Raw genomic sequence first — 22,281 nt, 5'->3', positions numbered from 1 at the left:
CCGACCCTTGCAAGATCGGGGCGGGCTTGCCATGTCACGATCATGTCCATTCCGCCCCGCATCAACCTGACCACGGAACAGATCGAACGTGTCGTAAAGGTGTTTTACGCCGCCATCCGCCGGCACGAGGTTCTGGGCCCGATCTTTGCCCGCCACGTCACCGACTGGCCCGAGCATGAGGACAAGATCGCCCGCTTCTGGCGCAACGCGATCCTGTATGAGCGGAATTACGACGGCAATCCGATGCGCGTCCACATGCAGGCCGGCGATGTCGAGGCGCAGCATTTCGCGCCCTGGCTGGCGCTGTTCGACGAGACCCTGCGCCGCACCCTGCCCGAGGATCTGGCCGCCGCCTGGTCGGCGCTGGCCCACCGGATCGGCGCCGGGCTGCGGATGGGGGTCGAGGATCTGCGCGAACGTCGCCCCGGCCCGCCGGTCCTGCGCTAGTCCCGACGCCTGACCTAGCCCGGCCGCCGCCGCATCCGCTTGGCGCGGCGTTCATCCGCGCGCTGCTTGGATTTCAGCGCCGAGGGCCGACGGCTGGTCACCCGCCCGCGCTTCGACTTCGGCCCCCGCGCCACCGCCTCGCCGTCGAGTTCCAGCAGTTCCAGCGTCAGCCCGCCGGTCAGGGGGCTGGCGTCGGTCAGGCGCACGGTGACGCGCTGGCCGATGCCGATCTTCAGGTCGGTTTCCGAGCCGATCAGCGTCTGCGCGTCGGGGTCATAGTGGAAATACTCGTTCCCGATCTCGCGGATCGGCAGCAGCCCGTCGGCGCCGGTCTCGTCCAGCTTCACGAAGGCGCCGAATTTCTGCACGCCGCTGATGCGCCCGGTCAGTTCGGTCCCGACCCGCTCGGACAGATAGGCGGCCAGATAGCGGTCGGTGGTGTCGCGCTCGGCCTCCATGCTGCGGCGTTCGGTGTTCGAGATCTGGGTCGCGGTCTCTTCCAAATGGTCGATATCCCAGGCCGACAGCCCGCCTGCGCCCCAGCCATGGGCGGTGATCAGCGCCCGATGCACGATCAGGTCGGAATAGCGCCGGATGGGCGAGGTGAAATGCGCGTAAGACCGCAGCGCGAGGCCGAAATGCCCCAGATTTTCCGGGTGGTAATAGGCCTGCGTCATCGCGCGCAGGGTCGAGACGTTGATGAGTTCGTCGAAATCCGTCCCCTCGGCCTGCGCCAGCAGTCGGTTCAACTGGCTGGTATGCAGCACCTGCCCCTTGGCCAGCACGAAACCCGACGCCTGCGCCACCTCGCGCAGCGCATCCAGCTTTTCCAGCGTCGGTTCTTCGTGGACGCGGAACAGCAGCGGGCGGCGGCGGGCGAGCAATTCCTCGGCGGCGGCGACATTGGCGAGGACCATGAACTCCTCGATCAGCCGGTGGGCATCGAAGCGGTCCTTGAAATTGACCGAGGTGACGCGCCCCTCATCATCCAGCACGATCCGCCGTTCGGGCAGGTCCAGATCCAGCGGCTGACGCCGTTTGCGCGATGCCGCCAGCCGGTCATAGGCATCCCATAGCGGCCGCAGCACCTGGTCGAGCAGCGGCGCCGTCGCCGCGTCGGGCTGGCCGTCGATGGCCGCCTGCGCCTGTTCGTAACTGAGGCTGGCGCGCGAGCGCATCATGCCGCGATGGAAATCGTGCCCGATCTTGTTGCCCTGCGCGTCGATCCGCATCCGCACCGCGACCACCGCGCGGTCGACGTCTTCATGCAGGCTGCACAGATCGCCCGACAGCGTGTCGGGCAGCATCGGCACCACCCGGTCCGGGAAATAGGTCGAGTTGCCGCGCTTGCGCGCCTCGCGGTCCAGCGGGCTGCCGGGGGTGACGTAATAGGCCACATCGGCGATGGCGACCCACATCACCATGCCACCGGGGTTCTTCGGGTCGGTGTCGGGATAGGCGGTCACCGCGTCGTCGCGGTCGCGGGCATCGAGGGGGTCGATGGTCACCAGATCGAGATGGCGCAGATCCTCGCGCCCGGTCATGTCGGCGGGGGGCTTGGCATCGGCCTCGCGGATCACCTCGGCCGGGAATTCGTCAGGGATGTTGTGCTGGTGAATGGCGATCAGGCTTACCGCGCGCGGGGCCGAGGGATCGCCCAGACGTTCGGTAATGCGCGCCTGCGGCAGGCCCATGCGGCCGCGCGGTCCGGTCTGCGTGGCCTCGACCAACTCGCCGTCGCGGGCGTCCAGCGTGTCGCCGGCCCGCACCCGCCATTCGCGGTCGGCGCCCTTGTCGATGGGCAGGATGCGCCCGCCCTCGGCCTGCTGGCGGAAGATGCCCACGACCTTGTCGCTGACCTCGCCGATGCGGCGGATCAGGCGGGCGGTATAGTCGTAATCCTCGCCCCGCTCGGGCGCGAGCCGCGCCAGAAAGCGGTCGCCGGGACCAAGGGCGGGGTCCTGCGGCCGCGGCTGATAGAGGATGCGGCGCGCGGGTTCGTCCGCGCCCTCGATCGGGCGAACGAACAGATCGCCCGCGCCATCGGGCGGCATCACCTGCACCACCGTCACCGGCGGCAGGCTGCCCGCCTCGCGCTGATCGCTGCGGCGGCGGACCAACTGCCCCTCGGCGGCCATGTCCCTCAGCAGCCGCTTCAGCTCGACCCGCTCATTGCCTTTCAGGCCGAACGCCTTGGCCAGATCGCGTTTGGAATCCGCGTCGGGATGATCGGCGATCCAGTCAAGGATCTGCTGCTTGCTCGGCACTGCCATGAAGGCCCTTTCCCCGACGCCATGTCGGTCATCTCAGGAAACAATCCGCCCGGCGCTACAGTTCCAGCACCATGTCGCGGTGCGGGATGCCGGCATCGGGATATTCCGGCCCGTATGCCACGAAGCCGAGCTTTTCATAGAATGCCAGCGCATGGGTCTGCGACGCCAGCTTGGCCCGCCGCAGCCCCCGCTCGCGCAGCACCTCGATCGCCGCGCGCATCACCTGCGCGCCGATGCCCCGGCCGCGCATGTCGCGCAGCACGCAGACCCGCCCGATCTTGGCGCTGTCGCCCGCGATCAGCAGCCGCGCCGTGCCCACCGGACGCGCATCGTCCCAAGCCAGCAGATGCAGCGCGGTGGCGTCCAGCCCGTCCCACTCCTCGGCCTCGGAGACGTTCTGTTCCTGAATGAACACCTGACGCCGCAAGGCGCGGCAGGTGTCCAGATCACGGGTCAGCTCGATCTTCATCCGAAATAGCCCTGCAGGATGCGGTGATAGACCCGCTGCAAGGCGCGGATCTGGTCGGCGGGGACGCGTTCATCGACCTCGTGCATGAAGCGGCCGACCAGCCCGAACTCGACCACCGGGCAGTGATCCTTGACGAAGCGCGCGTCCGAGGTTCCGCCGGTGGTGGACAGGACCGGGCGCAGGCCGGTTTCCGCCTCGACCACGCCGGCGACCAGATCCACCAGCGGCCCGGGGGCGGTCAGGAAGCTGTCGCCGGTCACGCTGGCGTCGAGGTCCAGCGTGACGCCGGTCGCCTCGGTAATCGCCTGCGCCCGCCCGAGCAGCATGTCATCGAGGCTGTCCGGGTCGTGCAGATCGTTGAAGCGGATGTTGAACACCGCCGTTGCGGTTTCGGGCACAACATTGGTCGCCGTGTTGCCACAGTCAACGGTGGTGACCTGCAGCCCCGAAGGGTCGAAATGCGCCGAGCCCTGATCCAGCGGCGTGGCGGTCAGATCGTTCAGAAAGCCGATCAGCGCATGCAGCGGATTGCGGGTGCGGTGCGGATAGGCCACATGCCCCTGCACCCCCCGCGCCGTGACCCGATAGGTGACCGAGCCGCGCCGCCCGATCTTGATCATCTCGCCGAAGGTTTCCGGGTTCGACGGTTCGCCCACCAGGCAGACGCTCATCCGCTCGCCCTCGCTGTCCATCCAGTCGAGAATGGCGCGGGTGCCGTCGCGGGCCGGGCCTTCCTCGTCCCCGGTGATGGTCAGGATCACGGCGCCGTCGGGCGGGGTGCGGGTGACGAAGTCGATGGCGGCGGCGACAAAGGCCGCGACGCCCGATTTCATGTCGGTGGCGCCGCGCCCCCAGATCATGCCGTCATCGTCGAGATGCCCGGAAAACGGCGGATGGGTCCAGCTGTCGGGATTGCCGGGCGGCACGACATCGGTATGCCCGTTGAAGCCGAAACTGCGCGCCGCGCCCTTGGCCCCCCAGCGGGCGAACAGGTTCGCCGTGCCGTTGCGATCGACGCGGGTGCAGTCAAAGCCCGCCTCGCCCAGCAGCCCTTGCAGCAGGGTCAGCGCGCCGCCCTCGTCCGGCGTGACAGAGGGGCAGCGGATCAGCGCGCGGGTCAGCTCGGCGGCGTCGGTCATGGGTAAATCGCTCATCCGCTCTGGATAGGGTCAGTCGGTCAGGATTTCCAGCCCGCGCCGCACAAGGTTCAGCCCGGTCAGGATCAGCAGCACCAGCGTCCAGCGGCGGAACTGCGCCACGTCCAGCCGGTCATGGACGCGCAGCCCGATCAGCATCCCGACCAGCCCCGGCACCACCAGCAGCGCCGACAGGGGCAACGTCTGCGCGTTCAGCACGCCCGAGGCCAGATGCGCCAGCGTCAGCACCACTGCGCCCATCAGGAACACCACCCCCTGCACCCGCATCTGTTCGGCCTTGGGCGCGCCGATGGACAGCAGATAGACGATCAGCGGCGGCCCCCAGATGCCGGAGATGCCCCCATACAGCCCGCCGATGACGCCGGTCACGATCTCGGCCCGGCGGGCATGGCGGATCGGCAGCGCCAGCGGTCGGCCCGACAACTGCCAGACCGCAAAACCGGTGATCGGCACGCCCAGCAGCAGATACATCAGCGATTGCGGCACCGACTGGATCAGCGCCGCCGAGACCAGAATGAACAGCGCCACCGCCCCGATATGCCAGCGATAGCGCCGCACCGTCTGCGCCGCCGGCCCGATCCCGTGCCGCCCGGCCTGGATCAGGTTGGTGACCAGCGTGGGCAGGATCAGCGCCGCCAGCGCCGTCTGCGGCGGCAGGACCGAGGCAAAGGCCGACATCATGATCGTCGGCATGGCAAAGCCCACCGCGCCCTTGACGAAGCCGGCAAACAGCGTGACCGCGATCATGACGGCGAGAATGGCGGGGTCCAGTCCGAACATGGCGCGAGACTAGCGCGGCCCCGGACGGGCGCAATCGCCGCCTGCGCCAGAACGTGACATCATGGCAACAGGCCGTGCCTTTTCCGCAGTAGCGCCCGATCTAGGCTGCCTTGCCGGCCTTGCCCCGGCCATGCTGCAGTGCCTTGATTTCCCTGATCCCGGCGGCGATGCTGTGGAACCGCGCGCCGCTCTCGGGCCTTTGCTGACATTACAGTGAGTTGACCCTCTCTGACCCGCGTTGCAAAGCCGTTTGCAATTATCCGACACTCTCAACCCGGAGACGCTGCCATGTTCCGCCCCATCACCGCCGCCGCGCTTGCCACCCTGGCCCTCGCCGCCTGCGAGCCCTCCGCCATGGTCCCTGACGAGCCTTATTCGACGATCCCGACGGGCGATTACGTCCTGTTCAACATCGGCGGCGAGGTGCTGAGCGTCCGGCACACCACCATGACCATCGCGCCGAACCAGATCACCGGCCGCACCGGCTGCAACAGCTTCGCCGCGCCGATCTCGGGCACGCCGCCGGAAATCGTCGTGGGCGAGATCCAGACTGCCGGCCAGTCCTGCCGGTGGAGCGATCAGGAAGCCCGCTTCTTCAACGCGCTGCGCAATGCCGACCGGATCAGCTATGAGGACGGCGTGCTGCGGATCAAGGGCCCGCAAAAGGCGCTGACCTTTGAATACGGCCGTCTGGCCTCGCCCGCAGGTCCGATCGGGCGCAACCTGAACCCGAACCAGTAATGCCAGCCGGGGCCGCGACCTGCGGCCCCGCGTGACGCTGCGCCCTAGATCATCGGACGGGCGCGCAGCTCGTCGCGGATCTGCAGCAGGATCTCCTCTGGCGTGGGCAGCGCCGGGGCGGGTTCGGGTTCCGGGCGGACCGGCAAGGTGCTGTCCTTGATGCGGTTCACGCCCTTGACCAGCAGGAACACGACAAAGGCGATGATCAGAAAGTTGATGATCGCCGACAGGAAGGCGCCGATGGCAAAGACATTCGCGCCGGAATCCCGCGCCGCCTGCAGCGAGGCGCCGGGCGGGGCGTCGCCCGACAGCACCACATACTTGTCCGAGAAATCCATGCCCCCCGTCACCACCCCGATGATCGGGTTGATGATGTCGGCCACCAGCGACGTCACGATGGCGGTGAATGCCGCCCCGATGATGATACCCACCGCCATGTCCATGACATTGCCGCGCGCGATGAAGTCCTTGAACTCTTTGATCATGTGGCTACCTTTCCGGTTCAGGCGCATCAATACACAATGCGTATCACGCCTTTTGATCAGCAGGTAAGCCATTTCATCATGACCGCTCTTTCCGATTTTCCGATCACCCGCCGCTGGCCCGCCACGCGCCCCGATGTCATCCAGCTCTACAGTCTGGGCACGCCGAACGGGCAAAAGGCCTCGATCGCGCTGGAAGAGATGGGGCTGGATTACGAGGCGCACCGGATCAGCATTTCCGACCCCGAGGATCAGAAAACGCCCGAGTTCCTGTCGCTGAACCCGAACCACAAGATTCCGGCGATCATCGACCCGGACGGGCCGGGCGGCAAGCCGATGCCGCTCTGGGAAAGCGGGGCGATCCTGATCTATCTGGCCGACAAGACCGGGCTGTTCCTGCCCGCCGACGGGGCCGAGCGCTATCACACCCTGCAATGGCTGATGTGGCAGATGGGCGGCGTCGGCCCGATGTTCGGCCAGCTCGGCTATTTCCACCGCTACAAGGGCAGCGAGATCGAGGATAACCGCCCGCGCGAGCGCTATTATGCCGAGGCGCGCCGCCTGCTGGGCGTGCTGGATCGGCAGTTGGAGGGGCGCGACTGGATCACCGGCAGCTTCTCGATTGCCGATATCGCCACCGCGCCCTGGGTGCGGACGCTGGATGTGTTCTATGAGGCGGTCGAGCAGACCGAACTGAACAGCTTCGACAACGTGATGCGGTGGAAGCAGCGCTTCTTCGACCGCCCCGCCGTGCAGCGCGGGCTGGAAGTGACGCCGTAACAGGCTCTTCCGATTTGTCTTTTCGGTCAGGGGCAGGAATGAAGCCGCCGATAAACTAACCCCGGTGTGGCGCTACTCCCTTATTAAAAATCGGCCATTTGCAGACCCCGCCCGCCCTCAGAACCGGTCGATCAGCCGGTCCAGATAGTCTCGCTCGATCTGCGGGCGGTCGCGGTCGCCCAGACGGCGGCGGATCTCGTCCTGCAGCTCGCGGGCGCGGGTGTCGCCGTCTTCGAGGCTGCCGAGTGAGTCGTCGGTGGCGATGCCGCCGCCCAGCCCCTGCAGCGCCCGGCCCAAGGGGTCGCGGCGTTGGGTGGACCGGCTGTCGCGCGCCTGCCCCTCGCCCGGCTGGCCCGAGGGCGCGTCGGCCTGCTGGCCCTGCCCCTGGCCGTCCTCGCCGCCTTCCGAGCCTGCGCGCCGGTCGCCGCGTCCCAGCGCCCTGATCCCCTCGCGCAGCGACTCGATGGCCTCGGCTTGGCGGTCCATCGCCTCGGCCATGTCGCCCTGACGCAGCGCGCGTTCGGCCTGCTGCATCGCCCGACCGGCCCGGTCCATCGCCTGCCCGGCCGCGTCGCCCTGCTCGCTGCCGCGCTCGGGCAGCAGGCCGCGCTGCATCCCCAGATCGTCGCGCAGGATCGACTGTTCGTCGGCCATGTCCTGCGGATCGCGGCTGGCCGCGGCCCCGCTGCCGGGCGCGCCCTCGCTGCCGCCGTCCTCGGCGCCCGCCCCACCGGGGCCGGGATCGCCACCGCCTGCCGCGCCGTCCTCGCCGGTTTCCTCGCCACCTTCCTGCCCGGCACCGCCCTGATCAAACGAGGGCTCGCCCAGCCCCATCCAGTCATCCTGCATCTGCCGGAAGGTGCGGTCCGCCAGATCCTGCTGTTCGCGCAGGGTCCGCGCCATGCGGTCGGACGAGCTTTCGCCCTGCCCCTCGCCCTCGGTCCGGCGGACCTGCATGTTCTCCATCATGCGGTTGAACTGGTCCAGCAACGCCTGCGCCTCGGCCATGCGGCCCTCATTCATCAGGCGCTGGATGTCGTCCATCATCTGCTGGATCTGATCGCCGCTGAGCATCTGTGCCGGGCCGCGATTGAAGCGGTCCGAGGGGTCGTTCTCGCCCTGCTCGGCCAGCCGGTCCAGATAATCGTCGGTGGCGCGGCGCAGCTCCTCCATCAACTCGCGGATCTCGTCGGCCGAGGCGCCGCGCTTCATCGCCTGCGACAGCCGTTCCTGCGCCCGGCGCATCCGTTCCAGCGCATCGGCGAGGCCACCATCCTCGATCTGCTCGGCGATGCGCCACAGCCCCTCGGCCAGCGCGTCGCGCTGCAGGTCGGTCATCGGGTCGGCGGCCAGCCCCACCGACACCGCGCGCAGATCTCGCAGGGTCGCCGGGTCGGCCAGATCCTGCGGCTGCCACAGGATCGCGCGCAGCAGCCGCGCCGCCTGCGGCGCGTTCTGGCGCGACCACAGCAGGTCTCGGCGCAGCTCGATCAGCGCCGCGGCGAGGGGGTCGAAAAAGCGCCGGCCGGGCAGGTCCATCGTCAGCTGCGAAGACGTCCCGATCTGCCCGATCCCGTCGGTGACGCGCAGTTCCAGCCGCACCGGCAGGTTCGCCCAGGGGTGTTTTTTCAGATCCGCCGAAAGCTGCCCCTCGACCTGCGGGCGGATGCCGGGCAAGGGCAGCGCCACGCGCAACTCGTCGCGCGGCTCGGGCGGGGTGGCAAGGCCGAAGCGGCGCGGGACGCGGTCCAGGTCCAGCGTGATATGCGCCTGCCCCTCGGTCACGCCGTAATCGTCGCTTGCGGCGAAGGTCTGGACCAGCCGCCCATCCGCCCGCCGCTCTGCCGCCGGCCCCAGCGTGACCGAGGGCGCCGCGTCGGGCCGCACGCTGATGTCGAAGCGCGTGCCGGCGATGGTCAGGCTGCCATCCTGCTCGACCCGAAAGCGCGGCGCGCGGTCCTGTCCTTCGGTCGGCAGCGGCGTGCCGATGTCCTGCGTGACGCCGTCGGTGTCACCGTAAAGCCGCAAGCTGATGGTGCTGCCCTTGGGCAGGTCCAGCACCGCGCCCTGCGGCTGCGCGTTCAGGTAAAGCGTCGGCTTGCGGGTATAGGGCGGCGGCTCGGCCCAGCCTTCCCAGCCGGGGCCGGTGGGGGTGGTCGGCTCAATGCCGGTCAGCGGGCGCAGCGGCGCGAGGGCCGCCAGCCCCTGCCCTAGATTGCCGGCGCTGCCGAACAGCAGCGCCATGACCGCCGCCGTCAGCCCGGCCAGCCGCAGCGCAAAGGGGTCGCGCCGGGTCAGATGCGCGTCGGGCGGCACCGGACGAGCAGCGGCGGCGCGCGCCGCCATCTGCGCCAGATGCGCCTGCCACAGCGCGCCATCGGTGCCGAGCGCAGGCGTGTCGCGCAGCGCGGTCAGGGGACGGCCGGGCAGGCTGTCATCCAGCCGCGCCCAGGCGTCCTCGCGCCGCGGCCGCCGAAACCGCCACAGACCCCAAAGCAGCGCCGCCAGCAGCAGGCCAGAAAGACCCCATAGGGTGATGCGCTGAAGCGCCGCCGGCAGCGCCTCGACCAGCCCCAGCGACAGCGCCGCCACGCCGCAACCGGCAAGGGTCAGCAGCGGCCAGAAGGCGCGGATCGAGGCCTCCCACCAGAGGCCCCAGCGGGTCAGGCGCAGCGCGCGCGCGGTGGGCGCGGGAAAGCCGCCGCTGTCGGACAGGGCGATGCGCGCGCGGTCCTGCGGCTGCGCGGCGTCGTCTTGGGGCGGGGCGGCGTTGTCGTTCATGGCGTGTTCACCGCTTATCCTGCGGGTTCGAAGCCGCAGCGGCAAGCGCTAAGACGGGACGTCGCCGGTCAGCGAACACGCGCCCGCAACCGGGGCTAGAACCAATCCGGCAGCGTCTCGCGCGAGAGCATCTCTTCCAGCGTCGGGCGGGCGCGGATGACGGCGAAACGCTCGCCATCGACCATCACCTCGGGGATCAGCGGGCGGGTGTTGTATTCCGACGACATCACCGCGCCATAGGCCCCGGCCGAGCGGAAGGCGACCAGATCCTCTGCCGACAGCGCCGGCAGTTCGGCCCCCTTGCGGAAGGTGTCGCCCGATTCGCAGATCGGCCCGACCACGTCATAAGGCTGCCGCTCGACCCCCGGCGGGGCCTCGATGACCGGCACGATGTCGTGATGGGCGCCATACATCGCCGGGCGGATCAGATCGTTCATCGCAGCATCGACGATCAGGAAATCGCGGTCCTCGCCGTTCTTCACATAGATCACCCGGCTCAGCAGCACGCCGGCATTGCCGGCGATGTTGCGGCCCGGCTCGATCTCGATCGAGCAGCCCAGATCGCCCACCGTTTCGCGGATCACCTGTCCGTATTCGATGGGCAGAGGCGGCGCGTTATTGTCGCGGCGATAGGGGATGCCCAGCCCGCCGCCCATGTCGAGGCGGCTGATGACGTGCCCGTCCTCGCGCAGGGCGCGGGTCAGATCGGCCATCTTGGCATAGGCCTGCCGATAGGGTTCCAGATCGGTCAGCTGGCTGCCGATATGCATGTCGACGCCGACCACCTCGATCCCCGGCAGACGGGCGGCCTGGGCATAGACCTCGCGCGCGCGGGCCAGCGGGATGCCGAACTTGTTCTCGGCCTTGCCGGTGGCGATCTTTTCATGCGTCTTCGCGTCGACATCGGGGTTCACGCGCACCGCGATGGGCGCGACGGCACCCATGCCGGACGCAACCTCGGACAGCGCCAGCAATTCGGGTTCGGATTCGACGTTGAACTGGCGGATGCCGCCTTCCAGCGCCAGCCGCATCTCGTCGCGCGTCTTGCCGACCCCGGAAAAGACGATCCGCTCGCCCGGCACCCCGGCGGTGCGGGCGCGGGCATATTCGCCGATCGAGACGACATCCATCCCGGCCCCCAGATCGCCCAGCAGCTTCAGCACCGCGATGTTGGAATTGGCCTTGACCGCGTAGCAGATCAGATAGTCGGGCGCCCAGTGCAGCGCCTGCTGAAAGACGTTGAAATGCCGGGTCAGCGTGGCGGCGGAATAGACATAGACGGGCGTCCCGACCTCGGCCGCGATGCGGGTCAGGGGCACATCCTCGGCATGCAGAACGCCGTCACGGTAGTTGAAATGATCCATCAGACGATCCTGCGAGAGCGAAGGAAAAGATAAAGCGGCAGCGCGCAGCCAAGCCCCAGCGTCAGCGCCGGCAGCGTCAGAAGCCCCGGCCAGTTGCGGCGCAGCGTGGTCTCGATCAGCGACCACAGCGCCAGCGTCAGCGCCGCAACCGCGCCCGAGGCGTCGGGCAGCCCCGGCGGCAGACCCAGCACGGCGCCCAGCAGCGCCAGCCCCAGCCAGACCAGCCGCAGCGGCGTCAGATCAAAGCCCATCCACCCGCAGGCCGACCCGCGCATCGCCCGACACGCTCAGGCCCGGCGGGTCCGAGGCGACGGGACGCTCGGGCGCGCCCGCCACGCCACAGGCGGTCAGCAACAGCGCCGAGGCAACAGCCACATATTTCATAGTTTTTCCTTCCAACGGGCGATCTGCGCCCGGACCTGATCTGGCGCCGTGCCGCCATAGCTTTGCCGCGACGCGACGGAATTGTGAACGCCCAGCACGCCGAACACGTCCTCGGTGATGCTGCCATGCACGCTTTGCATGTCGTCCAGCGTCAGTTCCGGCAGATCGACGCCCCGCGCCTCGGCCATGGCGACCAGCGAGCCGGTGACGTGGTGGGCGTCGCGGAAGGGCAGACCGGCCTCGCGCACCAGCCAGTCGGCCAGATCGGTCGCGGTCGAGAACCCGGCACTCGCCGCCTGTTCCAGCCGCTGCGGATCGGCGGTCAGGTCCGACAGCATCCCGGCCATGGCGGCCAGCGCCAGCAGCAGGTGGTCGGCGGCGTCGAAGACCTGCTCTTTATCTTCCTGCATGTCCTTGGAATAGGCCAAGGGCAGGCCCTTCATCACCGTGAACAGCGCCACCGTCGCGCCCAGAATCCGGCCGATCTTGGCGCGGATCAGCTCGGCCGCGTCGGGGTTGCGCTTTTGCGGCATGATGCTGGACCCGGTGGACCACTTGTCCGACATGGCGACAAAGCGGAACTGGGCCGAAGACCAGATCACCAGCTCTTCCGCCAGCCGCGACAGATGCACCGCGCAGATCGAGGCCGCCGACAGGAACTCGAGCGCGAAGTCCCGGTCGCTGACCGCGTCGAGGCTGTTGGCCATCGGCGCGTCAAAGCCCAGCGCCTCCGCCGTCGCGTGGCGGTCGATGGGATAGCCGGTGCCGGCCAGCGCCGCCGCGCCCAAAGGCGATTCGTTCATCCGCCGGCGCGCATCCTGAAACCGCGACAGATCGCGGCCGAACATCTCGACATAGGCCATCATGTGATGACCCCATGTCACCGGCTGCGCGGTCTGCAGATGGGTAAAGCCCGGCATCACCCAATCCGCCCCGGCCTCGGCCTGGCTCAGCGCCGCACCGATCAGCGCCCGCAGCCCGTCAATGGCCGCATCGCACTGGTCGCGCACCCACAGCCGGAAATCCGTCGCCACCTGGTCGTTGCGCGACCGCCCCGTGTGCAGCCGCCCCGCCGGTTCGCCCACCAGTTCCTTCAGCCGGGCCTCGACGTTCATGTGAATATCTTCCAGCGCCTCGCTGAAGGGGAATCCGCCGGCCTCGATTTCTGACAAAACGGTGAGCAGCCCTTCCCGGATCGCCTCGGCATCGCTAGAGGTGATGATGCCCTGCGCCGCAAGCATCGCGGCATGGGCCCGGCTGCCCCGGATATCCTGGGCGTACAGCCTGCGGTCGAACCCGATCGAGGCGTTGATCGCCGTCATGATCGCGTCCGGTCCCGCGGCGAAACGCCCGCCCCACATGGCATTCGCGGTGTCGTTCGGGGTCGAGGCGTCGGTCATGATCACGTCCAAGAGGTTAACATGCTGCGTATGCTGATCCTTTATACGGCGCTTGCTGCCGGTGCAAACATGGCGATGGCGGGCGAGGTCGATCTTGACGCCGCCCGCGCAGGCGGGATCGAACTGGCCGCAGGCGATGGCAAGCCGGTCTCGGACACGCCCTATACCGACCCCGACGGCGGCGAGCATCGGCTGTCGGATCATCAGGGCAAGGCGCTGCTGCTGAACTTCTGGGCGACCTGGTGCGCGCCCTGCCGCGAAGAGATGCCGGCCCTGAACGCGCTGGAAAAGCAGTTCGGGGGTGAGGATTTCGCCGTCCTGACCATCGCCGCGGGCCGCAACCCGCCCAAGGCCATCGACAAGTTCTATGCCGAGGCCGAACTGGACGCGCTGCCCATCCTGCTCGATTCGCGGCAGGCGCTGGCCCGCGATTTCGGCGTCGTGGCGCTGCCAGCGACCATCCTGATCGACGCCGAGGGCAACGAGGTGGCGCGCATGATGGGTCCGGCGGAATGGGATTCCGAAACCGCGCAGGCCATTGTCACCCAGCTGACAGCGCCCTGACCGGCTGGTGCCGGTGACAGCATGTCAGGTGGTCGTTCACCATGCCCACCGCCTGCATGAAGGCATAGCAGATCACCGGCCCGCAAAAGGCAAAGCCCTGCCGCTTCAGCGCCGCTGCCATGGCTTTCGATTCTGCGGTGGCGGCGGGCACATCGGCCAGCGTCGCCCATCGGTTCTGGATCGGCGCGTGATCGACGAAGGACCACAGGAAGGGCGCGAATCCCTGCCGCGATTCGATCTCGATGAACAGACGTGCGCTGGTGACGGCGCCCGCGATCTTGCCCCGATGCCGGATGATCGCGGGATTCTGCATCGCATTTTCGATATTTTTCTCCGTCCAGCCGGCCACACGCTCGGGGTCGAAACCGTCGAACTGGGCCCGCAGCGCCTCGCGCTTGCGCAGGATCGTGATCCAGCTCAACCCCGCCTGAAACCCGTCCAGCACCAGCTTTTCCCATAGCGCGCGGGGGTTACGCTCGGGCACGCCCCATTCGGAGTCGTGATAGGCAACATAAAGCGGATCGCTGCCGCACCATCCGCAACGCTCGGTCATGGGGTTAATCCTTAATGGCAAAAACGGTCGGGCTTCACCCGATGTTAAGCCATCATCGCGAGGATGCGGAAAGACAGCAAGGATGCGGCCATGACGGATCAGGAAGCGGACACACAGGACGGCTCGGCGTTGGATTACGTGATCGAGCAGAAGGCGTTGATGACGATGGATGTCGTCGAACGGGCATTGGCCACGGGACAGGTGATGCTGGCCTATCAACCCGTCGTGCCCGCCGACCGCCCGCAGCATGTGGCGTTCTACGAGGGGCTGATTCGCGTCACCGACGACTCCGGGCGCTTCGTGCCGCTGCGCGATTTCCTGCCGGCGTCGGAAAAGACCGAACTGGGCCGCCGCATCGATTCGGTGGCGCTGTCGCTGGGGCTGCAGGCGCTGCAGCAGGACCCGGGGCTGCGCCTGTCGGTCAACATGTCCGCGCGCTCGATCGGCCACCCGGCCTGGATGGAAACGCTGCGGCTGGGCACCGCTGGCGACCCGCAGATCGCGGAACGCCTGATCCTCGAGGTGACGGAAAGCTCGGCGATGGACCTGCCCGAGATCATGGTCCCCTTCATGCGCGAGCTGCAGGAACGCGGCGTCAGCTTCGCGCTCGACGATTTCGGCGCGGGCTATACCTCGTTCCGCTATCTGCGCGATTTCAGCTTCGACATGATCAAGATCGACGGGCAGTTCATCCGCAGGATCGCCCAGATGCCCGACAATCAGGTGCTGACAACCGCGCTGCAGGCCATCGCGCATCACTTCGACATGTTCACCGTCGCGGAATCCGTCGAAACCGCTGAAGACGCGGCCTTCCTGATCGAGATGGGGATCGACTGCCTGCAAGGCTATTACTTCGGCGCGCCGACCCTGACCCCGCCCTGGCACAGCCCGCAGGCGGCGCGGCGATAGGGTCTGTGGAAGGGTGCCGAGGAGCGGCCATGGCACGCGGGGATGCCCATGCGGCTGCCGACGCCAGAGTGCCCCCGGCCTGCTCACTGGGGACGGCGAAAGGCGCGGTTCCACAGCCTGCGCAGGCCCCGCCAGCGGGCCGCGACAGGGCTTCGCCTTGACGCGGCGTCGCAGTTCGGCATTCTGAAGCCAGCACGGCCTCGCGCCGGCAAACTCCGAACACCCGAAGGAACACGCCCATGACAAAAGCCGTTATCGTCTCTGCTGCCCGCACGCCTGTCGGCAGTTTCCTCGGCTCTTTCGCGAATATTCCCGCCCATGATCTGGGCGCCGCCGTCCTGGCCGAGGTGGTCCGCCGCGCCGGCGTCGACCCGGCCGAGGTCAGCGAGACCATCCTCGGGCAGGTGCTGACCGCCGGGCAGGGTCAGAACCCCGGCCGCCAAGCCCATATCAATGCCGGTCTGCCCAAGGAAGCGCCGGCCTGGCTTCTGAACCAGGTCTGCGGCTCGGGTCTGCGCGCGGTGGCGATTGCCGCCCAACAGGTCATTCTGGGCGACGCGCAGGTAGTTCTGGCCGGCGGTCAGGAATCCATGTCGATGTCGACCCATGCCGCCTATCTGCGCGCCGGGCAGAAGATGGGCGACGTCAAGATGCTGGACACCATGATCCGCGACGGGCTGTGGGACGCGTTCAACAACTATCACATGGGCCAGACGGCCGAGAATGTGGCCGACCAATGGTCGATCACGCGGGAAGAGCAGGACAATTTCGCCGTCGCCAGCCAGAACAAGGCCGAGGCCGCCAAGAAGGAAGGCCGCTTCAAGGACGAGATCGTCCCCTTCACCGTCAAGGGCCGCAAGGGCGATGTGGTGATCGAGGATGACGAATATATCCGCGACGGCGCCAATATCGAGACCATGCAAAAGCTGCGCCCCGCCTTCACCAAGGACGGGACCGTGACCGCCGCCAACGCCTCGGGGCTGAACGACGGCGCCGCCGCGGTGATGGTCATGACCGAGGACGAGGCCGCGCGCCGGGGCCTGACCCCGCTGGCGCGCATCGCCTCTTACGCCTCGGCCGGGCTCGACCCTGCCATCATGGGCACCGGCCCCATCCCGGCCAGCCGCAAGGCGCTGGAAAAGGCCGGCTGGAAAGCCGCCGATCTGGACCTGATCGAGGCCAACGAGGCCTTTGCCGCGCAGGCCTGCGCCGTCAACAAGGAGATGGGCTGGAACCCCGACATCGTCAACGTGAACGGCGGCGCGATCGCCATCGGCCACCCGATCGGTGCCTCGGGCGCGCGGATCCTGAACACGCTGCTGTTCGAAATGGCCCGCCGCGACGCCAAGAAGGGTCTCGCCACCCTTTGCATCGGCGGCGGCATGGGCGTCGCGCTCTGCGTCGAGCGCTGAGACTGACCGGCCGCGCGCAATCTTGTTGCGCGCGGCCGCGTTGACCGCCTAAGATTATTTCAGAAGCGCGTTTAAATGGGGGGAATGACATGTCCAAGGTTGCAGTGGTCACTGGGGGAACGCGCGGCATCGGCGCCGCGATCTCGAAAGCCCTGGCGGATGAAGGATACACCGTCGCGGCCAACTATGCCGGCAATGACGAGGCCGCCAAGGCGTTCTCGGACGAAACCGGGATCAAGACCTATAAATGGTCGGTCGCGGATTATGATGCCTGCGCCGACGGGATCAGCCGGGTCGAGGCCGATCTGGGCCCGGTCGCCGTGCTGGTCAACAATGCCGGCATCACCCGCGATGCCATGTTCCACCGGATGACGCCGCAGCAGTGGAAAGAGGTCATCGACACCAACCTGACCGGGCTGTTCAACATGACCCACGCGGTCTGGACCGGGATGCGCGACCGCAAGTTCGGGCGGGTGGTCAATATCAGCTCGGTCAACGGGCAGAAGGGTCAGGCCGGGCAGGCGAACTATTCCGCCGCCAAGGCCGGCGACATCGGCTTTACCCGCGCCCTCGCGCAGGAAGGTGCGCGCGCCGGTATCACCGTCAACGCCATCGCGCCGGGCTATATCGGCACCGAAATGGTGCGGGCCATCGACGAAAAGGTGCTGAACGAGCGGATCATCCCGCAGATCCCGGTCGGACGGCTGGGCGAGCCCGAGGAAATCGCGCGCTGCGTGGTGTTCCTGGCCTCGGACGATGCGGGCTTCATCTCGGGTTCGACGATTTCGGCGAACGGGGCGCAGTTCTTCAGCTAGACATGCCAAGGCCCGCCATTGGCGGGCCAACCAACACGTCAAAAGGCCCGCGTGATCGCGGGCCTTTCTTTGCAGATCGGGTCAGGCGTTCAGCCGCTCTATCTGTTCCTTGAGACGAAGCTTTTCGCGCTTCATCTCGGTAATCTCCAAATCGGATGCGCCAGGCGCGCGTTGCGCCTGCTCTACGGCCCTGGAAACCTTTTCATGTTTTTCGCGGAGCTTCTCGATGTGAGCGTCAACCGACATTTAAGTCCTCCTGTGCGCTTGTCGAACATCCGGATTGCACCACAGATCCCCGATTCTGTCACCCTCATTCGGGCTGAATAAGCGAGATGGCGCCATTGTGACGCAGAACCGCCTGCGCCTCGGCGGTCAGATCCTCGGCATCGCCCGCGTGGCCAGGGGCCTGATGCATGATGAAGGGGTAAAGCAGCCGCAACCCCGCCGCCGACCCCTTGCGGGCCTGCACGATCACCCGCCCCGCCGCCCGTCCGCGCCGTGCCGAGATCGGCAGGATCGCCACCGCCCCGGCCCGTCCGGCAAGCAGCGTCAGGATCTTGTCCAGCCGCGACGCCAGATGGATCAGCGTCACATGCCCGCCCGGCCGCAACCGCCGCAGCGCGCAGTCGAGCCATGTCGTCAGCGGCGTCTCCTCGTGCCTTGCATGGGCGCGCAGGCTGTCGGGCGAGGGCGTGCCGGCGGCGAAAAAGGGCGGGTTCAGCATGACATGGTCAAAGTTCCGCCCCCGCAGGTCCGGCGGCAGATCGGCAAGATCGGCCTGCACCACCGACAGGCTCGCCCCGTTCCGCGCCGCATTGTCACGGGCGAGTGCCGCGAACCGCGCATCCCGCTCGACCGCCCACAGATCGACCCCCGGCACCCGCGAGGCGAGGCAAAGCGCCGCGACCCCTGCCCCGCAACCCAGTTCCAGCACGCTCTCGCCTTGTCGGGCCGCGCAGGCCGCCGCCAGCATCACCGCATCGGCGCCGGCGCGATAGCCGCGCAGCGGTTGTTCGATCTGCAAGGCGCCGCCCAGAAAGGCGTCGATTCGCGTCTCAATCATGCAGGTCGTGGTCGCGCAGGATCGCCCGCGCCATGAACAGGTCGCGATCCGCGACCATCAGGCGGCGCGGCAGGATGCCCAGCGATCCTTCCAGCACGCTCATATGCTGGTCGAAGGCAAAGCTTTCGATCCCGTCGGCGCGCAGGACGTCTTGGGCGCGCATCAGGCGCAGCGGATCGGTGGTTCGCAACAGCTCTTTCATGGGCCAGAGGGTATCGGGCAGTTGCGCCGCTGTAAATCGCGTGGCAATGGCATGAGGCGAAAGGGATTTGCCATGGACGTTTCTGTGACTGACACTCCGATGGATCAACTGGCGGAAGCCTTGGGCGCCGAGATGGAGGCCGTGAACGCGCTGATCCGCGAACGCATGGCCTCGCGCCACGCGCCCCGCATCCCCGAGGTGACCGCCCATCTGGTCGAGGCCGGCGGCAAGCGGCTGCGGCCGATGCTGACGCTGGCGGCGGCCCGGCTGTGCGGCTATGGCGGGCCCTATCACGTCCATCTGGCGGCCACGGTCGAGTTCATTCACACCGCGACCCTGCTGCATGACGATGTCGTCGATGAAAGCAGCCAGCGGCGCGGGCGACCCACCGCGAACCTGCTGTGGGACAACAAATCCAGCGTGCTGGTCGGCGATTATCTGCTGGCCCGCGCGTTTCAGCTGATGACCGAAACCGGCGTCATGCGCGTGCTCGAGATCCTGTCCAACGCCTCGGCCGTGATCTCCGAGGGCGAGGTGCTGCAACTGACCGCCGCGCGCGACCTGTCCACGGATGAGGACATCTATCTGCAGGTCATCCGCGGCAAGACCGCCGCGCTGTTTTCGGCCGCGACCGAGGTCGGCGCGGTCATCGCCGGCGCCCCGCCCGAGCGGGTGCAGGCGCTGTTCGATTACGGCGACGCGCTGGGCATCGCCTTTCAGATCGCGGACGATCTGCTGGATTACGGCGGCACCACGGCCGCCATCGGCAAGAACACCGGCGATGATTTCCGCGAGCGCAAGCTGACCCTGCCGGTCATCAAGGCCATCGCCCTTGCCACGCCGGAAGAGCGGTCCTTCTGGCAGCGCACCATCGAACGCGGCGACCAGCAAGAGGGCGATCTGGCCAAGGCGCTTGAGATCATGGCCCGCCACGGCACGCTGGCCGCGTCACGCGACGACGCGCTGCATTGGGCCGACCGGGCGCGTCAGGCGCTGAAGCCCCTGCCCGACCACCCGCTGCGGCCGATCCTGTCCGATCTGGCGGATTTCGTGGTCGCGCGGCTGTCCTGACGGCCCCACCGCGACCATCCCCATTCGCGGATTTCCGCGCATATCCGCACCCACGCGGCCTACACGGACTGGTCATTTGACTTCGCATCCCCGGATGCCTTGTGTATGCTGTTGGCAATCAGGCCGGGGGAACCGGCCGCGCAGGAATACAGGCAGCACATGGCAGAACCACCTCGCAAGCGCCGTCGGGTCGTGGCCGAACGGCGATACGCGAACCCGACCAAGCCCTCGGCACAGACCCCGCGCGGCAAGTCCGGCCGCCGCGCCCCGGTCCGGCGCGGCAATGCGTTGACGCGGGGGGTGAGCGGGTTCTTCCGTCTGCTTTGGCGCGCCTTTTTCGGCACCATCTGGGCCACGATCGTCACCGTGCTGCTGCTGATCGGCGTCTCGACCTTTTATTACTACTCGCAGCTTCCGCAGGCCGCGGCGCTGTTCGACGGGCGCGCGCGCGGCGGGGTGACGTTGCTCGACCGCGAGGGCAAGGTCTTTGCCTGGCGCGGCGAGACCTTCGGCACCGTCACGCCGGACAAGATCGCGCCCTCGCTGCGCGACGCCGTGGTCGCGACCGAGGACCGGCGTTTTTATCAGCATCTGGGCATCGACCCGCGCGGCATCGCCAGCGCGATCCGAATCAACATGGCCGCCGGGCGCGGGCCGCTGGACGGGCATGGCGGCTCGACCATCACGCAGCAGGTCTCGAAACTGCTGTGCCTGGGCGAGACCTTCGACCCGACCCGCTGGAAGGACGAGGCCGCCTATGAGGCCGAGTGCCGCGAAAGCAGCCTGTGGCGCAAGATCAAGGAAGTGCCGTTCTCCTTCGCGCTGGAACTGAAATACAGCAAGGACGAGATCCTCAACATCTACATGAACCGCTCTTACCTGGGCGGCGGGGCGCGCGGCTTCGAGGCCGCGGCCGAGCGGTATTTCGGCCGTCACGCCGACAACATCAGCGTGGCCGAATCGGCGATGCTGGCCGGGCTGCTGAAGGCGCCCAGCTATTTCGCGCCGACCTCCGACATCCAGCGCGCGCAGGATCGCGCCGCCGTGGTGCTGCAATTGATGCGCGAACAGGACCGGATCACCGAGGCCGAGTATCAGCAGGCTCGCGCCAATCCCGCCGTGCTGTCGGCCGCCGCCGCCGCCCGTGCGGGCGGCTATTTCGCCGACTGGCTGATGGAATCCGGGCCCGGCTTTCTGACCACCGAAACGACCGAGGATGTGACCATCCTGACCACCTTCGACCAGAAGGTGCAGGCGGCGGCCGAGCGCGGGCTGAAGCGGATCTTCGACGAAAAGGTCAAGGACAGCTCCAAGGCCGAGGCCGCGGTCGTGGTGCTGTCCGCCGATGGCGCGGTGCGGGCGATGATCGGCGGGCGCGACAGCAAGGTCTCGGGCGTGTTCAACCGCGCCACCCAGGCCAAGCGGCAGACCGGGTCCAGCTTCAAGCCCTTCGTCTTTGCGGCCGGGCTGGATCAGGGGATGCGGCCCGACAGCATCATCCATGACGGCCCGCTGACCATCAACATCAAGGGCAGCCGCCCGTGGTCGCCGCAGAACTACAGCCGCCGCTTCTCCGGCGATGTCACCCTGACCACCGCGCTGTCGAAATCGCTGAACACGGCGACCATCCGCATTCAGGAGAAAGCCGGCCGCGCCTCGGTCCGCCGCATCGCGGAAGAATTCGGCGTGGGTGTGAACCTGCCCAACGTGCCCTCGCTGGGGCTGGGCGTCTTCGACACGACGCTGCTGGAAATGACCGGCGCCTATGCCGGGATCCGCAATGGTGGCCGCGCCGTGCGGCCTTACGGCGTGGTCGAGCTGCGGGTGCGCGGCGACAACAGCCCGATGATCGCCAAGACCGGCGGCATGGGCCAGCGGGTGATCTCGCAGCAGGCGGCGCGCGACCTGATCTACATGATGCAGCAGGTGATCCAGAACGGCACCGGCACCCGCGCCAAACTGGCGGGACGCGAGGCGGCGGGCAAGACCGGCACCACCTCGTCCTATCGCGACGCGTGGTTCATCGGCTTCACCGACCAGTTCGTGACCGGGGTCTGGATGGGCTATGACGACAACACCCCGCTCAGCGGTGTGACCGGCGGTGGCCTTCCGGCCGAGATCTGGCAGGCGGTGATGACCGACATCCACGAGGGCCTTCCGGCCGAGCCTCTGGGCCGCTTCGTCGGCGACGAGGGCTCGCGGATCGGCGACGGCGTGGCGCCTTCGGTGCGCGGCGACGACGCGCTGGCCGATGCGCTGTCGGCGGCGCTAAGCGACATGCAGGGCGATTCCGCCGGTGCGCCTGCCGGGCAGCCGCTGGTCAGCGGCAGCGCAGAGCCGCTGGCCGACGCGCTGTCGCAGGCCTTGGGACAGGGCGGCAGTGGCGGCCCGCCCCGCTCGGCCGAGCAGACCTTCACCTCGCTCGATGCCGGTCGCGGCGTCACCGATGCGCCCGATGCGGGGGAAAGCGACCCCTTGGGCGACGTCCTGCGGGGCATCGAAGGCCTCAACTGACCCTGCGGGGCGCGATGGCGCCCCGCCCCCACCGGCCCGCAGCAAGCGGTTGGTAATCTTTCTGCCCTATACCCGATCTTGCGCGATTCGCCCGAACCGGGGCGACGGGCAAAGATGGGG

Annotated in this window: 23 protein-coding genes; 9 read left to right on the top strand and 14 right to left on the bottom strand. The window is 67.9% G+C overall.

The window, feature by feature from the left end; translation table 11 throughout:
- The first annotated feature begins 42 nt into the window (after positions 1-42).
- Complete coding sequence (locus CYR75_RS01635; RefSeq protein ID WP_101498548.1) at positions 43-447, top strand: group III truncated hemoglobin; 405 nt, start codon at positions 43-45, stop codon at positions 445-447.
- A 14-nt stretch (positions 448-461) separates the two neighbouring features.
- Here the strand turns inward: CYR75_RS01635 and rnr are convergent, their stop codons facing one another.
- The 4 genes from rnr to CYR75_RS01615 are packed head-to-tail and all read right to left on the bottom strand — an operon-like array spanning position 462 to position 5,126.
- Positions 462-2,720 (bottom strand): ribonuclease R, encoded by a 2,259-nt coding sequence (rnr, locus tag CYR75_RS01630; RefSeq protein WP_101498547.1) that lies wholly within the window; start codon positions 2,718-2,720, stop codon positions 462-464.
- Between the two features lie 55 nt (positions 2,721-2,775).
- Positions 2,776-3,189, bottom strand: coding sequence for a GNAT family N-acetyltransferase (locus tag CYR75_RS01625; RefSeq protein ID WP_101498546.1), 414 nt, complete (start codon positions 3,187-3,189; stop codon positions 2,776-2,778).
- On the bottom strand, positions 3,186-4,343 hold the full coding sequence (gene dapE, locus CYR75_RS01620; RefSeq protein WP_225972794.1) for a succinyl-diaminopimelate desuccinylase: 1,158 nt from the start codon (positions 4,341-4,343) through the stop codon (positions 3,186-3,188). The genes CYR75_RS01625 and dapE overlap by 4 nt, the downstream gene beginning before the upstream one ends.
- A gap of 15 nt (positions 4,344-4,358) precedes the next feature.
- A complete protein-coding gene (locus CYR75_RS01615; protein ID WP_101498544.1) occupies positions 4,359-5,126 on the bottom strand; it encodes a sulfite exporter TauE/SafE family protein in 768 nt (255 codons plus the stop codon).
- A 288-nt stretch (positions 5,127-5,414) separates the two neighbouring features.
- Here CYR75_RS01615 and CYR75_RS01610 point away from each other — a divergent pair, with 288 nt between their 5' ends.
- Positions 5,415-5,867, top strand: a complete 453-nt coding sequence (locus tag CYR75_RS01610) for an META domain-containing protein (protein WP_101498543.1) — start codon at positions 5,415-5,417, stop codon at positions 5,865-5,867.
- A 44-nt stretch (positions 5,868-5,911) separates the two neighbouring features.
- On the opposite strand, the gene mscL is transcribed toward CYR75_RS01610, so the two are convergent.
- Positions 5,912-6,352: a large conductance mechanosensitive channel protein MscL gene (gene mscL, locus CYR75_RS01605; protein ID WP_101498542.1), complete on the bottom strand. Its 441-nt coding sequence runs from the start codon at positions 6,350-6,352 to the stop codon at positions 5,912-5,914.
- 78 nt (positions 6,353-6,430) lie between these two features.
- On the opposite strand from mscL, the gene CYR75_RS01600 reads away from it, so the two are divergent.
- Positions 6,431-7,129 carry a glutathione S-transferase N-terminal domain-containing protein gene (locus tag CYR75_RS01600; RefSeq protein WP_101500806.1) on the top strand — a complete coding sequence of 233 codons (699 nt, stop codon included), beginning with the start codon at positions 6,431-6,433 and terminating at the stop codon, positions 7,127-7,129.
- 117 nt (positions 7,130-7,246) lie between these two features.
- Here the strand turns inward: CYR75_RS01600 and CYR75_RS01595 are convergent, their stop codons facing one another.
- The 5 genes from CYR75_RS01595 to argH form a co-directional block, all read right to left on the bottom strand.
- Positions 7,247-9,910, bottom strand: a complete 2,664-nt coding sequence (locus CYR75_RS01595) for a DUF4175 domain-containing protein (protein ID WP_101498541.1) — start codon at positions 9,908-9,910, stop codon at positions 7,247-7,249.
- A 95-nt stretch (positions 9,911-10,005) separates the two neighbouring features.
- Complete coding sequence (gene lysA, locus CYR75_RS01590; RefSeq protein ID WP_101498540.1) at positions 10,006-11,274, bottom strand: diaminopimelate decarboxylase; 1,269 nt, start codon at positions 11,272-11,274, stop codon at positions 10,006-10,008.
- Positions 11,274-11,525 (bottom strand): DUF2834 domain-containing protein, encoded by a 252-nt coding sequence (locus tag CYR75_RS01585; RefSeq protein WP_101498539.1) that lies wholly within the window; start codon positions 11,523-11,525, stop codon positions 11,274-11,276. The genes lysA and CYR75_RS01585 overlap by 1 nt, the downstream gene beginning before the upstream one ends.
- Entirely contained in the window at positions 11,515-11,658 is a 144-nt protein-coding gene (locus tag CYR75_RS16190) for a hypothetical protein (RefSeq protein WP_192876671.1), read from the bottom strand. The genes CYR75_RS01585 and CYR75_RS16190 overlap by 11 nt, the downstream gene beginning before the upstream one ends.
- Complete coding sequence (argH, locus tag CYR75_RS01580) at positions 11,655-13,058, bottom strand: argininosuccinate lyase (RefSeq protein ID WP_101500805.1); 1,404 nt, start codon at positions 13,056-13,058, stop codon at positions 11,655-11,657. Before argH ends, CYR75_RS16190 begins: the two co-directional genes overlap by 4 nt.
- Positions 13,059-13,079: 21 nt before the next feature.
- Between argH and CYR75_RS01575 the strand changes: the two genes are divergently transcribed.
- On the top strand, positions 13,080-13,622 hold the full coding sequence (locus tag CYR75_RS01575; RefSeq protein WP_101498538.1) for a TlpA disulfide reductase family protein: 543 nt from the start codon (positions 13,080-13,082) through the stop codon (positions 13,620-13,622).
- Here CYR75_RS01575 and CYR75_RS01570 read toward each other — a convergent pair.
- A complete protein-coding gene (locus CYR75_RS01570; protein WP_101498537.1) occupies positions 13,600-14,175 on the bottom strand; it encodes a DNA-3-methyladenine glycosylase I in 576 nt (191 codons plus the stop codon). The genes CYR75_RS01575 and CYR75_RS01570 overlap by 23 nt on opposite strands.
- Positions 14,176-14,265: 90 nt before the next feature.
- Between CYR75_RS01570 and CYR75_RS01565 the strand changes: the two genes are divergently transcribed.
- The 3 genes from CYR75_RS01565 (at position 14,266) to phbB (ending at position 17,311) form a co-directional block, all read left to right on the top strand.
- Positions 14,266-15,084, top strand: a complete 819-nt coding sequence (locus CYR75_RS01565) for an EAL domain-containing protein (protein ID WP_101500804.1) — start codon at positions 14,266-14,268, stop codon at positions 15,082-15,084.
- Positions 15,085-15,323: 239 nt separating this feature from the next.
- Complete coding sequence (locus tag CYR75_RS01560; protein ID WP_101498536.1) at positions 15,324-16,496, top strand: acetyl-CoA C-acetyltransferase; 1,173 nt, start codon at positions 15,324-15,326, stop codon at positions 16,494-16,496.
- An 89-nt stretch (positions 16,497-16,585) separates the two neighbouring features.
- Entirely contained in the window at positions 16,586-17,311 is a 726-nt protein-coding gene (gene phbB / locus CYR75_RS01555) for an acetoacetyl-CoA reductase (protein ID WP_101498535.1), read from the top strand.
- A gap of 81 nt (positions 17,312-17,392) precedes the next feature.
- On the opposite strand, the gene CYR75_RS01550 is transcribed toward phbB, so the two are convergent.
- The 3 genes from CYR75_RS01550 to CYR75_RS01540 all read right to left on the bottom strand — a co-directional run bounded on the left by CYR75_RS01550 (position 17,393) and on the right by CYR75_RS01540 (position 18,576).
- Positions 17,393-17,557, bottom strand: coding sequence for a YdcH family protein (locus CYR75_RS01550; protein WP_101498534.1), 165 nt, complete (start codon positions 17,555-17,557; stop codon positions 17,393-17,395).
- 64 nt (positions 17,558-17,621) lie between these two features.
- A complete protein-coding gene (locus CYR75_RS01545) occupies positions 17,622-18,374 on the bottom strand; it encodes a tRNA1(Val) (adenine(37)-N6)-methyltransferase (protein ID WP_101498533.1) in 753 nt (250 codons plus the stop codon).
- A complete protein-coding gene (locus tag CYR75_RS01540; RefSeq protein WP_101498532.1) occupies positions 18,367-18,576 on the bottom strand; it encodes a putative signal transducing protein in 210 nt (69 codons plus the stop codon). The genes CYR75_RS01545 and CYR75_RS01540 overlap by 8 nt, the downstream gene beginning before the upstream one ends.
- 72 nt (positions 18,577-18,648) lie before the next feature.
- On the opposite strand from CYR75_RS01540, the gene CYR75_RS01535 reads away from it, so the two are divergent.
- Together CYR75_RS01535 and CYR75_RS01530 are read left to right on the top strand one after the other, a co-directional pair.
- Positions 18,649-19,647, top strand: coding sequence for a polyprenyl synthetase family protein (locus tag CYR75_RS01535; RefSeq protein ID WP_101498531.1), 999 nt, complete (start codon positions 18,649-18,651; stop codon positions 19,645-19,647).
- Between the two features lie 159 nt (positions 19,648-19,806).
- Positions 19,807-22,161 (top strand): transglycosylase domain-containing protein, encoded by a 2,355-nt coding sequence (locus CYR75_RS01530; RefSeq protein ID WP_101498530.1) that lies wholly within the window; start codon positions 19,807-19,809, stop codon positions 22,159-22,161.
- The last annotated feature ends 120 nt before the right edge of the window (positions 22,162-22,281 follow it).

Origin of the sequence: Paracoccus jeotgali, from assembly GCF_002865605.1 — a bacterium.
GTDB classification, from domain to species: Bacteria; Pseudomonadota; Alphaproteobacteria; order Rhodobacterales; family Rhodobacteraceae; genus Paracoccus; species Paracoccus jeotgali.
The sequence above is the reverse complement of the archived record's forward strand: the minus strand, read 5'-3'. Positions and strand labels throughout refer to the sequence as shown.

Excerpts from the sequence above, each read along its gene's own strand:
- CYR75_RS01600 (WP_101500806.1), top strand. The coding sequence starts at position 6,431 with ATGACCGCTCTTTCCGATTTTCCGATCACCCGCCGCTGGCCCGCCACG.
- lysA (WP_101498540.1), bottom strand. The coding sequence starts at position 11,274 with ATGGATCATTTCAACTACCGTGACGGCGTTCTGCATGCCGAGGATGTG.
- CYR75_RS01535 (WP_101498531.1), top strand. The coding sequence starts at position 18,649 with ATGGACGTTTCTGTGACTGACACTCCGATGGATCAACTGGCGGAAGCC.
- CYR75_RS01540 (WP_101498532.1), bottom strand. The coding sequence starts at position 18,576 with ATGAAAGAGCTGTTGCGAACCACCGATCCGCTGCGCCTGATGCGCGCC.
- dapE (WP_225972794.1), bottom strand. The coding sequence starts at position 4,343 with ATGAGCGATTTACCCATGACCGACGCCGCCGAGCTGACCCGCGCGCTG.
- CYR75_RS01635 (WP_101498548.1), top strand. The coding sequence starts at position 43 with ATGTCCATTCCGCCCCGCATCAACCTGACCACGGAACAGATCGAACGT.
- CYR75_RS01615 (WP_101498544.1), bottom strand. The coding sequence starts at position 5,126 with ATGTTCGGACTGGACCCCGCCATTCTCGCCGTCATGATCGCGGTCACG.
- CYR75_RS01625 (WP_101498546.1), bottom strand. The coding sequence starts at position 3,189 with ATGAAGATCGAGCTGACCCGTGATCTGGACACCTGCCGCGCCTTGCGG.
- argH (WP_101500805.1), bottom strand. The coding sequence starts at position 13,058 with ATGACCGACGCCTCGACCCCGAACGACACCGCGAATGCCATGTGGGGC.
- CYR75_RS01585 (WP_101498539.1), bottom strand. The coding sequence starts at position 11,525 with ATGGGCTTTGATCTGACGCCGCTGCGGCTGGTCTGGCTGGGGCTGGCG.
- CYR75_RS01565 (WP_101500804.1), top strand. The coding sequence starts at position 14,266 with ATGACGGATCAGGAAGCGGACACACAGGACGGCTCGGCGTTGGATTAC.
- CYR75_RS16190 (WP_192876671.1), bottom strand. The coding sequence starts at position 11,658 with ATGAAATATGTGGCTGTTGCCTCGGCGCTGTTGCTGACCGCCTGTGGC.
- CYR75_RS01530 (WP_101498530.1), top strand. The coding sequence starts at position 19,807 with ATGGCAGAACCACCTCGCAAGCGCCGTCGGGTCGTGGCCGAACGGCGA.
- CYR75_RS01595 (WP_101498541.1), bottom strand. The coding sequence starts at position 9,910 with ATGAACGACAACGCCGCCCCGCCCCAAGACGACGCCGCGCAGCCGCAG.
- CYR75_RS01575 (WP_101498538.1), top strand. The coding sequence starts at position 13,080 with ATGCTGCGTATGCTGATCCTTTATACGGCGCTTGCTGCCGGTGCAAAC.
- CYR75_RS01560 (WP_101498536.1), top strand. The coding sequence starts at position 15,324 with ATGACAAAAGCCGTTATCGTCTCTGCTGCCCGCACGCCTGTCGGCAGT.
- mscL (WP_101498542.1), bottom strand. The coding sequence starts at position 6,352 with ATGATCAAAGAGTTCAAGGACTTCATCGCGCGCGGCAATGTCATGGAC.
- CYR75_RS01545 (WP_101498533.1), bottom strand. The coding sequence starts at position 18,374 with ATGATTGAGACGCGAATCGACGCCTTTCTGGGCGGCGCCTTGCAGATC.
- CYR75_RS01610 (WP_101498543.1), top strand. The coding sequence starts at position 5,415 with ATGTTCCGCCCCATCACCGCCGCCGCGCTTGCCACCCTGGCCCTCGCC.
- phbB (WP_101498535.1), top strand. The coding sequence starts at position 16,586 with ATGTCCAAGGTTGCAGTGGTCACTGGGGGAACGCGCGGCATCGGCGCC.
- rnr (WP_101498547.1), bottom strand. The coding sequence starts at position 2,720 with ATGGCAGTGCCGAGCAAGCAGCAGATCCTTGACTGGATCGCCGATCAT.
- CYR75_RS01570 (WP_101498537.1), bottom strand. The coding sequence starts at position 14,175 with ATGACCGAGCGTTGCGGATGGTGCGGCAGCGATCCGCTTTATGTTGCC.
- CYR75_RS01550 (WP_101498534.1), bottom strand. The coding sequence starts at position 17,557 with ATGTCGGTTGACGCTCACATCGAGAAGCTCCGCGAAAAACATGAAAAG.